The sequence below is a fragment of the Actinomadura physcomitrii genome (assembly GCF_008923205.2).
Lineage (GTDB): Bacteria > Actinomycetota > Actinomycetes > Streptosporangiales > Streptosporangiaceae > Spirillospora > Spirillospora physcomitrii.
The window spans coordinates 180,759-192,256 of sequence record NZ_WBMS02000013.1 but is presented as its reverse complement, the minus strand read 5'-3'; the positions used below and the strand labels follow the sequence as shown (position 1 = coordinate 192,256).

The following is an 11,498-nucleotide window of genomic DNA, read 5'->3' as shown; positions in this document are numbered from 1 at the left end:
GCTGGACCGGCCGGGCCTGACACTTCGGCCCGTGTTCCAAGCCACACAGCGCTGGTGTCCGCGCTCGGACAGGGAGTAGTCTGGCCATCGAGTGACCGACCGGTCGGTCATTGAAGAGGAGATGCAGGATGCCTTTCGTCCGAAGTAGAGCGGGGCAGGTGTTCTATGCCGAGCAGGGCCGTGGCCGACCGGTCGTGCTGTTGCACGCCGCACTGCACGACCACACCGACTTCGACGCGGTGGCCGGGCCTCTGGCGGCCGCCGGCCATCGCGTGCTGGCCGTGGACTGGCCAGGTCACGGTCGTTCCGAGATGCCGGCCGGGGGGCCTCGGTTGGTGACCGCGCCGCTGCTCGCGGGCGTTCTCGCCGATCTCGTCGCCGAGCTGGACCTGGATAGGGCCGTGTTCGTCGGCAATTCGGTCGGCGGGTACGCCTCGGCCAGGCTCGCGCTGGACCACCCGGACCGGGTCGCCGGGCTGGTCCTGGTCAATGCCGGCGGGTTCGTCAAGGTCCCCCGCCTCGCGGCCCGAGCCCTGGGGGTCCGGACCGTGAACCGGGCGGTGTTCCCCCGGCTCGTTCCCCGGTACATGAAGCCGGACAGCGACCGGCTCCGCGCCATCACCCGCCGGGTCCAGGACAGGGCGCGCAGCAGGACGGGCGCCGCCGTGTCCGCCGCGCTGTGGCGCAGCATCGCCGATCCGGCCTACGACCTGCGGGCCGACGGGCCCCGGCTCGGTGTACCTGTGCTGCTGGCCTGGGGGGCCCGCGACATCATCCTCCCCATGTCGGCCGCACGGGAGACGCAGGCGGCGATACCGGATGCGGACCTGCGGACGATGGAGACCGGGCACGTGCCCTTCGCCGCCGATCCGGACGGCTTCCTGGGTCTGGTACTGCCCTTCCTCGAATCGGAGGAGACCGCCGGGAGCGCGCAGTGAGCACCGGCGTCCGGCAGCAGCGCGCGGCGGCCACGCGAGAGCAGCTCATTACCGCCGGCCTGTCCCTGGCAGAGCGGACGGGCCTGGCAGGCATGAGCGTCAACCTCATCGTCGCTGAGGCGGGTGTGGCCAAGGGCACCTTCTTCCACCACTTCGGCGACCGGTCGCAATTCCTGCTGGCGCTGCACACCGAATTCCACGACCGCGCGTTCGCAGAGATCGACAAGACGATCGCGGGAATGGCACCGGGCCGAGACCGGCTGCTCACCGCCGCGAACGCCTACCTGGACGAATGCCTGCGCCATCGCGGTGTCCGCGCACTCCTGCTGGAGGCCCGCGTCGACCCCGCCATCATCGAGGCGATCGCGTCCCGGAACAGCAAGGTCGTCCAGCTGACCAGTCCCGACTTCGCCGCCATGGGCCGGGCGCACCCCGAGCCGAGCGCAGCCATGTGGAACAGCGCCGTCGTGGAGGCCGCCATCCTCGAACTCAACCAAGGCGGCCACCAGCCGGACATCCGAGCCGCGCTGGCCCAGTTCCTCCCCGCATGATAGGTGTCGGCGGCGCCCTGGCCGTGCCGATAGGCCAGATGCGCGGTGAAGATCCGGCTCCGCGCTCACCTCGTTCGTGACCTGGGCGCAGCGCAATGAGGTCCTGGCCACCAACCCCGCCCGCCGCCTCCAGCGGCGCAAGCCCGCCCGCCGCGGCGACCGCGCCATCCCCGCCCCCGCCTGGACAAACTGTTCACCGACGACAGCCACCCGCTACGCGAGCGCGTCCTGTGGCGGATGCTGTACGAGACCGCGGCCCGGGCCCGGGCGCGGGAGATCCTCTCGCTCAACATCGAGGACCTCGACCTTGAGTTCCGCTGCACCCGCGTGACCTCCAAGGGCGGCGCGATCGAGTACGTCCACTGGCAGACCGGCACCGCGTGAACGTCCTCTGGGCCCTCATACGAGACCGGCGCTGCACCAATCGCCCTCGGCTCAGCCCGCCGCTGCTTGACCGAAGACATTGGGAAGTCCACCCGGCCGCTAACGGTGGTTTGTTGGATCAGGGCTCTGTGTGGGTAGGTGTTGTGGTGGCCGCGCCTTGGCCTTGTGTGGAGTGAGTCGTGGTGACCAGGGCGAAGCGGTGTCCGCCGGCGCCGGGGCCGTTGGAGGGGTATGCGGCCCAGTTCGATGATCTGTTTTCGCATCTGGCGCAGCGGCGGGGGTTCCGGGAGTATCTGGCCGGGCTGCTGGCGCCGCGGGAGCGAACAAGACGCTGACCTGCCTGGCCGGCGCCGAGCCGGTGGTGGGTGCGCAGCATCGGGCGGTGCAGCGGCTGCAGTTCTTCCTGAGCGAGTCGCGCTTGGACGCCGATCGGGTCAACGACCGGCGGTTGGAGTTGTTGCTGGATGCTGCCTCGACGGCTCCGCACGGGGACGGGATGCTGGTTATCGACGATTCGGGTGACCGCAAGGACGGTGCTGCCACCGCGCACGTGGGGCGGCAGCGGCTGGGTCGCTACGGCAAGACCGACAACGGGATCGTCACCGTCACCATGCTGCGGGCCGATGAACGCATCTACTACCCACTGCACGCCCAGCCGTACAGGCCCGCCAGGCACTTCCCCAAAGGTAAGAACGACCCGCCTTTCGCACCAAGCTGCAGATCACGGCGGGTTTGGCCCGAAGGGTCGACCATGCGGGGTTCGGTTTTCGGGCGGTGGCCGCCGACAGTGCCTACGGCGACCAGGACAACTTCCGAGGCGAACTACGTAGGGCCGGGTTGCCGTTCGTGATGGCCCTCAAACCGCGACACGGCGTTTGGGCCTACGGCTCCGACGCCTACATCCCGGCCGACGCAGCCCGCATCCTGGACTGGGGCGGCCCTGAACGTCGGGGCGACTGGCTGCCGATCGATCGTCGTTTCCGGGACGGGCACGCCGAGCAATGGTGGGCTGCCGAGGCCACGCTGGGCTGGTGGGGCCCCGACGGGCACACCCGCCTGGTGGTGGCCACCGCCGACCGGGCGCCCTGCCGGCCAAGGCCACCTGGTACCTGGCCACCAACCTGCCCCGCCACGGCGGGCCCCACGACCCCGCACGCGGCGGCGACAGCCCACACCCTGCCGCCGACCTGGCCGAACTCGTCCGGATCTACGGCATCCGCCACTGGATCGAGCAGTCCTACAAACAGATCAAGGACGAACTCGGATGGGCCGACTTCCAGGTCCGCTCCGACACCGCGATCCGCTGCCACCAGATCCTGGTCAACTGCGCGTGCAGCTTCTGCTGGAACACCTGGTTCGCCGATCCGCGACACCCTCCGCCCCCACCCCGACCAGCCACCGCCACCTCTGCAGAGAGGGGCCCCACCCCCGGGCCCCAACAGACCCGCCCCTTTTCCGACACGTCACTGGCCCCGAACTGCCCCCACACGCTCCGCGCCGTCCGATCCTGGCTGATCCCCGCCATCACACTCACTCGCTGGTGGAAGGCATGGTCGAACACGCCCCCACCCACTGAACTCCAAGAACTAATCGACAAAGTCTCCGCAGGTCACGGCCTGCACCTCATACATCCCACCTTGATTCAACAAACCACTGCTAGTTACCAGTGGGCGACGCGGAGTAGTCGTCGGCGGGTGGGGGGCTCGGTGAGGGTGTCATCCGGATTGCTCTTGAGGGTGTCGGGCCATAGGTCTCGGTGGGGGGGTGGAAGGTCTTCGCCGAGGCGAGCGAGGCGAGGTGGCGCTCTTCGTAGCGGAGGCTGAACAGCACGTCGGGGTGGACGCCGGTGCGGTGGGGCCGGTGTCTCTGTTGAGGATCTCGACCTCTTTTAGCGAGGCGACCGCGGCTGGCTGTCCTGCCCGCGCACCGAGCGGCCGTTCGAGATCGCCACTGCCACTGTGACCCGCACGGGTAGGGCTGGACCCTCGCCAACACGCGTCCGGTGGCGTCATGGGCAGTGCGGCGCGCAGACGCGGCGAGAGATGGCTTGGGCGAAGATGGTCTGCATCTGCTGTGGAGAGTTGATCTGGAAGGTCTGGCCTTGGACGACTTGGGCGATGCGGGCCAGGGCGGTGGTGTCGGTGCCGGCGCCGATGCCGAACATCATGACCTGGACGGGTCGGGTGGGGTCGGCTTGGCGGCGCAGGGCGTCCAGGGTGTGCTGGAGGGTGGGACCGGCGGGGTCGTCGTTGCGGCCGTCGGTCCACAGCGCGACCGTATTGACGAACTCGGGTTTGTAAGAGCGCTGCATTTCCTTGTAGGCGGCGAGGACCGTGGCGTACAGACCGGTGTCGCCGTGGGTCTTGACCTTCAGCGCACTGAAGGCGGTCAGGCCGAGCTGGCGGCGGGTGACCGATCCGAATCGCTGGCTCAGGGGGCCGACGTCGATCAGCTGTTTCCAGGGCCGGTGGCCGTCCAGGTCGGTGGAAAACTCCCAGAGGCCGACCTCAGAGTCGTCGGAGAACAGGGCCAGGCTCTGTTGCATGGCCGCCGTGGTCGCCTCCAGGCGGCTGGTACGGGAAGCGATGTGCTGGTTCATGGAGCCGGAGATGTCGACCACGGCCAGCAGCCGGATTCCCAGTGACAGTTGCGCCCACGCCTGCAGGATCTGTGCGACCTGGTCGGGCGGCGGGGCGGGCAGGAGCTGGGGGGATTGGGGGCTGATGCCGATGAGGGCATCGAAGCTCGCGGGGGCCTGCCCGTCGGGGGTGCGGAATCCGCTGGACAGGATGTCGCGGCGGGTCTGCTGTGAGGCCAGTGCGCGTTCCAGCAGCCCGGCCGCCGCGCGTCGTTGGTCCAGGTGCCGGTTGTGCAGCGCGTCCAACTGTTGGGGGGCCAGCGGGCGGCGGCCGGGGCGGGTGACGCGAAGGACGGGGTAGTCCATGGTCAAGGTTCCCTCGACGGGCTGCACGGCGACCTGCGGGTCGGTGGGGACGTCGCGGTTGTGGACGTACACGGCCTGCTCGGGGGCCAGGATGAAGGTGGGGTCGCGGTGGTTCCCGGTGAGCGCGTCGTTCACGGTGGGCGCCTGGTGTTCGCGCAGCGCCCGTGCGATGCCACTGAACTGGGCGCGCTGGGCCGGGTCGTTGCCGGTGAGGGTGGCGGCGACCGTCAGCGCGGTGATCCCGGCGCCGGTGCGGGTGGGGTCGGGTATCTGCACCTGCACCGGTGAGGACGCCGGTGAGCCCGGCGGGGCGGTCTGGGTGGCCGCGCCCTTCAGCATGGTCTTCCAGGAGGGGACGGCGAGGAACTCCTGGCCCGCGGTGCGGCCGGCCAGCCGCCGCGGCAGCGCCGCCACCAGCGGTGTGCTGGCGATGCGCGTACCGGAGGGGATCAGCGCCGAGCGCTGAGCGGCCGGGATCAAGGCCGTCCACAGGTCGGTGTCGGGGATCCACACGTCGGGGCGGACCGTGCCGAGTCTGGGCACCGCCTGCCCGGCCAGCAGTTCGGCGATGTCGGCGGACTGGGCGGTCCGCACCCGGATCCGCAGGCAACTCCCGGCCGCCTTGGCGTGCCCTGAGGTGGCGCGGCGCGCGGCCCGCGCCACGATCGGCGCGATGGCCGGATCGGCCGCCACGTTCAAGGTCAGCGACGGCGAGCCCCCGGCGCAGCCCAGACCGAACGCGCTAGCGACCCGGTAGACGCTCACCACCAGCACCAGGGCCAGCACGGTCGCTCCGGCCAGCGGCAGCAGGAACGCCCGCCGCCGACCCCCAAACACCCGCCGGGTCAAGGCCGGCCGCGGCGGCCCTGCCGCACCCGCCTCGCCCCGGCCGCCGAGCCGCCGTAGCCGAGACTTGCGGTGCCGGGGAGCCGCCTCGGCGTGATAATGCTTCGGGCGCATCCGGTTCAGGCGCATGGGGTGGGGTCCGCTCTGTGCAGTGGGCTGCCGGTGTCGCCGCCGTCCCCCGACGCGATGCGTCCGTGCGCGAGGCCGAGCACATCAGGCGAGTTGTAAAGAACCCTTCCTTTAATCTGGCAGGTGCCAGATTAATCTCATCCCGGCCGCCGTCAAGGGCCGGGCCGAGTACGGCCATCACCACCCCTGGTGGCTACAGTGGACGCGGTGAGGGCGCGAACGGCAGGCGGGCAGGAAACAGACATCCTGCGCCAAGGCCTGGCGGCATTCGCCGAACTCGGCTACGACGCCACCTCGACCAGGCTGCTGGCCAAACGACTGGACGTCAGCCACAACTTCATCAACGACCGCTACGGATCCAAGGCCGAGTTCTGGGAGGCCGCGGGCGGGTACGCGCTGGAGCGGATGCGCGAGCGGCTCACCGACGTCCTGGACACCGACTTCGACGACGACGCCAAACGCCTCACCGCCCTGGTCCGGCGCTTCTACCGCGAGATCGCCCTGGACCCCGGTCTGAACCGGGTCCTGGTCCTGGAGAACACCCAGAACTCACCCCGCGCCAACTACCTGCAAGAACAGTACGCCGCGCCGATGTACACGGCCCTGGCGCCCTGCCTGAACAACCTCATGACCGCCGGCCGCATCCCCCGCGCCCCCAAACGCCTGTACTTCCTGGCCGTCATGGGCCCGATCAGCGCCCTGATGAACCAATAGCACGCCGACGGCGGCCCACTCGGCACCGACGACCTACTCACCGCCGCCGCCGCACTCGCCGATATAACCCTGCACGGACTCACCCCCGCCCCCTGACGCCCTGCCACCACGCAACACTGACAATTGATCCGCCAAAGCCACTGACAAATTCTTCGGGGACTGTCTGAAAGTTTGTGGGTGAGGTGGTGATCGGTTTTCAGTTCAGGGTGATGCGGTCACCGTAGTGCAGGGAGAGCGCGTTCAGCGCTGCCTTCCATCCGGTGGTATTGCCGGTCATGTTGGGTCGGCCTTTCAGGGGTTGGCGGATGACCAGGTAGAGGACCTTGAGGGCGGCCTGCTCGGTGGGGAAGTGTACGCGGCGGCGGGTGGCCTGGCGGAACCGGGAGTTCAGGCTTTCGATCGCGTTGGTGGTGTAGACGATCTTGCGGATCTCGGCCGGGAACGCCAGGAACGGGGTGAAGGTCGGCCAGGCGTCCCGCCGCAGCCGGACGATCGCCGGGTAGCGGGTGCCCCACTCGGTTTCGAAGTCGGCGAACCGCTGCTCGGCGGCGGCCTCGGTCGGGGCGGTGTAGATCTGCCGCAGATCCCTGGTGAGCCAGCTCCGGTGCGCCTTGGACGCATACCGCAGCGACGAGCGCACCAGGTGCACCACGCATTGAGGTTTTGTCAGCGGCTTTCAACCGATCCGCGATACTCGAAGAGCACGAGGACGTGTGCGGGGCGGACGTTGTCCCCGATTCTGCTGGGCTGAGGGTGGTGTGCTTGAGTGCGGTCCAGCGTTCGGTGACAAGGGCGAAGCCGCGTTCGACGTGGCATCGCAGGAATCGTTGCAGGCGGTTGTGGCAGCGGTTGTCGATCGCCAGGACGTTGCCGCCGGTGGGGTTCTTGAAGGGGACGATGATGCCGTGGCCTGCGCCTTGGTGGCCGGGGTCGGCAAGGACGGGGATCGTCTTGGCGTAGGGATACAGCGTCGGCAGGACCAATGCCCGGGCCGCTTGGAAGTCCACGACTCCGCTGGGCAGGACGTCGCTGAACCAGATGGGGAAGCCGTCCGGTTCGGACAGCATCTGGACTTGGCCGCCGAAATCGCCGGTCTTCCCGGAGAACCAGGCGTCGATCGTTTCGCCCTGCACGCTCACGGTCTTGTGGCGGCACCGGTCGGTTACGAAGATCTTGCCGTCCATCTCCAGGTGCGGCAGCCCGTCGGCGACCGCCTTCTCCAGTGCCCTGGTGCAGGCTGGCGGCGCGGTCGGCCAGGACGTCGATGGCCTCGTGCAGGTACCGGTAGGCGGTCGACTGCGACAGCCTGAAGGCGGCGCCGTGCAGGGTGATGTTCGGCTTGTCCCGGAACCAGGCGATCGCGAACAGAGCCCGCTTCCAGCAGGTCAAGGATCGTGTTCCCTTCCTGGTCCCGCGTGCCCGGCGTTCGGCGCGCAGCAGGGCCACGAAGCGGATCAGTTCGCGGGGGACGTCGAGCATGGCATGATAGGTGACCAACGCGGCGCCTTTCGGTAGTAGGCGAGGACTTGTGGTGAGACCTCTTCTACCGGGGGCGCCACGCTTGCTTCGGGGCATGTCGCCGTGTTCGCGAGTCTGCCCGATTCTACCTGTTACAGCCTGTTAATCCCCGGCGCCCGAATCAAAATCGCTGGGAAAACGTCATTGCCGCGCTGGTGGACGGACAAGATGCTCGCTGGAGACGGCAACGGCTTCCTCGGCTTCTGGGAGGCGATGGTCCGCCGCGAACTCCGCGAGGACCCGACTCTCCTCGACGCTGAACAGAGGACGATTCCGTAGTGATCGCCATGGTCACGTGCGGGATCAGCGCCCTGGACAGCCACGAGGTCGTCAGGGTTCGATGGGGCAACCGGCGATGACGGTGCGGTGGACGGCTTCCGCGTCCGGGCTGTGCAGCGCCTCGGCGAGCGGGACGTGGAGGAGGACCAGATCGGCGGCGGCCCCGGCTCGGATACCACGTGTCCGCCCGCCGAGGTCGTCGGGCGATGTGAGGTAGGACAGCAGGGCGGCGCGCGCAGTGATGGCCTCGTCTCCGTTCACGATCGCTCCGGAGTTGGTGCGGCGGTGCACGGCGCTGTCGATGACCGTCCAGGGGTCGAGAGGTCCATAGGGAGCGTCGCTGGACAACGCGACCGGCACGCCTGCGTCGGAGAGGCGGCGGCAACGGTACAGGTCGCCGTGGTCGAAGGTCGGGACGTTGCGAAGGAAATCGTCGCCCCGGTCGGCGATGAAGCCTGGCTGGGTGACAACGCGTAGGCCCAGCCGGGCCAGCTCTCCGATGGACTCGGCCGGCACGAGCGCGGCATGCTCGATGCGGTCGCCGTCGCGGACCCCGGTCTCGCCGAGCGCCGCGAGGAGCAGCAGCAGTGCCTCGCGCGTGACGCAATGCACGGCCACGGCCCGTCCTCGCTCGTGGGCGTCCGTGATGCGGCCGGTCAGGTCGTCCAGCGACGGGAGGCCCGAGTCGGCCAAGACGATCTTGTAAGGGCCGGTGGTCACCCGCGGATGGCAGGGCGGCGCGGCAGCGAGGGGCACACCGAGCAGATGGACGCGCTGCGGAACGGCGTCGTTCTCGAACGCGGCGATGGTGTCGGTGTTCAGATCCGGGGTGGCGTCGGTGACGCCGGTGATGCCGTACCGCGCCAGTTCGCGTCCGATGGTGTACAGGTCGGTGGCCGCTCCGGCCGGTAGGCAGGCACGGAGCCAGTCGTCGGCGCGCCACAGCCGTCCGGTGGGGGTGCCGTCGGAGGAGCGTTCGATGCCGGAATGGTGCCCGGAGGCCAGGCTCGTCTCGTGTGCCGCGGCGGAGTTGAGCATCCAGAGCGCGCCGCTGCGGTGCTGGATCCTGACGGGGACGTCGGCGCGTAGCGAGTCCAGGCGTGTCGCGTCCAGGTCCCCGGCGACGCTCTCGACGTAGCCGACACCGCGCACCCACCCGGTCTCGTCGGGCACCGCCGAGCGCAGCTTCGCAGACAGGGCGTCCCATCCCTCGACCTCAGGGGGCCCGCACAGGACGGACCTCCTCCACGCCCACAGGGCGTGCAGATGCAGGTGGTGGTCCCACAGCCCCGGGATCAGCGCGCCGCCACGACACTCGATCACCTCGTCGGTGGCTGCCGGCGCGAGATGCGCGCCGATCTCACTGATCCGCTCCCCCGCGACGCGGACGTTCGTCCGCCTGCGCCCGCCGATCTCGGCGTCGCGGAACAGGAGCCCGCTCACCCGAGTGTCCGCGGATTCATGGGAGGGGGATCCCCAGGCTCCGGAGCACCTCGCCCGTGTCGGCGCCCATGGCCGGCGCATCACCGCCGGGTTCGCGGCGCTCCGGAGAAGCGACGGGAACCAGGCCGACTCCGGTTTCGATGGCCCACCCGTCACCGCGGCGGGCGGCCGGTGTGCTGGGGAGCGGCGGACCCGGCTCAAGGGTCGCTGCGACGACATCGGTCATCGACACGTCCCACAGGACGCCGCGTCCGGGCGGTGCGGATGCGGCCAGCACGGCCGCGGTGAGGCCGGTCAGCGGATCAGCGACGGCGTCGCCGCAGAACAGGGGGGACAGGTCCGGGTCGCGGCAGACCAGTCCGGCACCCGCGGCCACGTCGTCGCCGAAGCCGACGCGCTCGGAAGAGCGGCCGTTCGCGGTGATCGAGACCCAGACGGTCCCGGTGGCGACAGCGGCGTCGGCGTCGAGGCCGAAACGGGCCAGGGCGCGCGGGCGGGACGCCTCGATGATGATGTCGGCGGCGTCCACGAGAGCCGCCATCGCGTTGCGGCCGGCCGTGGTCGCCGGGTCGAGTACGACGGAGCGGTGCCCGGCGTGCAGGAGCCGGTAGAAGCCGGGGTCGCCGTACCGGGCGCCGTCCGGGCGGGTGGGCGTCTCGACCTTGACGACGCGTGCGCCCGCCAGGCTGAGGAGGTGCGCGCAGAGAGGGCCGGCCCATAGCGCGCTGAAGTCAACGACCAGTGCGTCCTTCACAGGACGGGGCGCCGCTGGCGCTGGGACGTGTGAGGGCGGTGCCTGTGCGCGCACCGGCCCGGCCGCGATGCCGAGCAGTTCGGCGCGCCCGGCGAGTTCGGCGCCGGTGTGCCCGCGGAGCCAGGCGGAGAGCACCGGCCACGGATCGTCGCGGACGTCGGCGCTGGCGAGCGCGCCGAGGAGCGCCGGGTCGTCGGGACGGGCACACGACACCGCGGCCCAGCCGTCCGCTGTGGGAAGTAGCCGGGACGCACCGCCGGCCGACACCCGTCCACGCCGCACGTGACCTGTGCAGGCGGCGCGCTCGGCCAGCAAGCGCGCGCCATCCAGGCGAGGAGCCCCTGTGGAGCCGGCGAATCGTTCGGCCAGCTCCCGAGCGACGTGCGCGGCGCGGCCGGGAGGCAGAAGGGGCGGGCCGTCCGGATGCCCCGACAGCACCATCGCGCCGCTCGCGGCCCACGCCGCCGCCACACCCACGTCCGACGCCGCACCCGCGGCCTGCGGCGTGCCGCTCATCGGCGCCGGCCCGAGGCGCCGCCGCTGCGTCCGCGCATGGGCTCCAAGGTCAACGTCAACAAGGCCGAATCCGTCCTGAAGGCATAGAGCACACTGGAGGGGCAGGTGAGGAGGTTGCGAGCGTCTGCTGCGGACCCCGCTCGGCGAAGCCCTCCTCGAACAGGAGAGTCTCTGCCGTGTCGAGCAGCACCCTCCAATTCCTGGCGTTTCGGGTGCTGAGTCGACTGCGGGCGTCCTGCATCTCGGTCACCGGGGGTGACGCACTCCCGTCCACCATCAGGATCGTAGCGGAGAAGCGACCGACGGCCCTGACCCAGCTGATCGGGCCGTAGTCGAGAGCAATCGGAACTCCACACACAACGAAACAATGGTGTGCGAGTACGGCTCGCGACATCATCGGCAGTGGACAGGCCGGAGTAGACGGCTCAGACCCGGTGCCCAACCGGCGTATGGCGAGGGGATACGAGGTCACCTCCAATTAC

At 69.9% G+C, this 11,498-nt stretch carries 8 protein-coding genes and 2 pseudogenes; 5 read left to right on the top strand and 5 right to left on the bottom strand.

What is annotated here, in order from left to right; translation table 11 throughout:
- Positions 1-128 precede the first annotated feature (128 nt).
- The 4 genes from F8568_RS18700 (at position 129) to F8568_RS48295 (ending at position 2,723) form a co-directional block, all read left to right on the top strand.
- On the top strand, positions 129-938 hold the full coding sequence (locus tag F8568_RS18700) for an alpha/beta fold hydrolase (protein WP_151594825.1): 810 nt from the start codon (positions 129-131) through the stop codon (positions 936-938).
- Entirely contained in the window at positions 935-1,489 is a 555-nt protein-coding gene (locus tag F8568_RS18695; RefSeq protein WP_151594824.1) for a TetR/AcrR family transcriptional regulator, read from the top strand. Before F8568_RS18700 ends, F8568_RS18695 begins: the two co-directional genes overlap by 4 nt.
- A 237-nt stretch (positions 1,490-1,726) precedes the next feature.
- On the top strand, positions 1,727-1,873 hold the full coding sequence (locus tag F8568_RS18690) for a hypothetical protein (RefSeq protein ID WP_202125117.1): 147 nt from the start codon (positions 1,727-1,729) through the stop codon (positions 1,871-1,873).
- A 382-nt stretch (positions 1,874-2,255) separates the two neighbouring features.
- On the top strand, positions 2,256-2,723 hold the full coding sequence (locus tag F8568_RS48295; RefSeq protein ID WP_236008883.1) for a transposase: 468 nt from the start codon (positions 2,256-2,258) through the stop codon (positions 2,721-2,723).
- Positions 2,724-3,881: 1,158 nt separating this feature from the next.
- On the opposite strand, the gene F8568_RS50455 is transcribed toward F8568_RS48295, so the two are convergent.
- A complete protein-coding gene (locus tag F8568_RS50455; protein WP_151594823.1) occupies positions 3,882-5,654 on the bottom strand; it encodes a VWA domain-containing protein in 1,773 nt (590 codons plus the stop codon).
- Positions 5,655-5,999: 345 nt separating this feature from the next.
- On the opposite strand from F8568_RS50455, the gene F8568_RS18675 reads away from it, so the two are divergent.
- Positions 6,000-6,506 (top strand): TetR/AcrR family transcriptional regulator, encoded by a 507-nt coding sequence (locus F8568_RS18675; protein WP_151594822.1) that lies wholly within the window; start codon positions 6,000-6,002, stop codon positions 6,504-6,506.
- A gap of 196 nt (positions 6,507-6,702) precedes the next feature.
- On the opposite strand, the pseudogene F8568_RS18670 reads toward F8568_RS18675, so the two are convergent.
- The 4 genes and pseudogenes from F8568_RS18670 to F8568_RS18655 form a co-directional block, all read right to left on the bottom strand.
- A pseudogene (locus F8568_RS18670) lies at positions 6,703-7,173 on the bottom strand (transposase); the annotation flags it as partial.
- A 148-nt stretch (positions 7,174-7,321) separates the two neighbouring features.
- Positions 7,322-7,573 (bottom strand): annotated as a pseudogene (locus tag F8568_RS48285) (IS5/IS1182 family transposase); the annotation flags it as partial.
- Positions 7,574-8,354: 781 nt separating this feature from the next.
- Positions 8,355-9,746 carry an amidohydrolase family protein gene (locus F8568_RS18660; RefSeq protein WP_202125115.1) on the bottom strand — a complete coding sequence of 464 codons (1,392 nt, stop codon included), beginning with the start codon at positions 9,744-9,746 and terminating at the stop codon, positions 8,355-8,357.
- Positions 9,747-9,762: 16 nt separating this feature from the next.
- A complete protein-coding gene (locus tag F8568_RS18655; protein ID WP_151594819.1) occupies positions 9,763-11,016 on the bottom strand; it encodes a CoA transferase in 1,254 nt (417 codons plus the stop codon).
- Positions 11,017-11,498 lie beyond the last annotated feature (482 nt).

Coding starts and splice junctions, on each gene's coding strand:
- F8568_RS18700 (WP_151594825.1), top strand. CDS start 129: ATGCCTTTCGTCCGAAGTAGAGCGGGGCAGGTGTTCTATGCCGAGCAG.
- F8568_RS18690 (WP_202125117.1), top strand. CDS start 1,727: ATGCTGTACGAGACCGCGGCCCGGGCCCGGGCGCGGGAGATCCTCTCG.
- F8568_RS18655 (WP_151594819.1), bottom strand. CDS start 11,016: ATGAGCGGCACGCCGCAGGCCGCGGGTGCGGCGTCGGACGTGGGTGTG.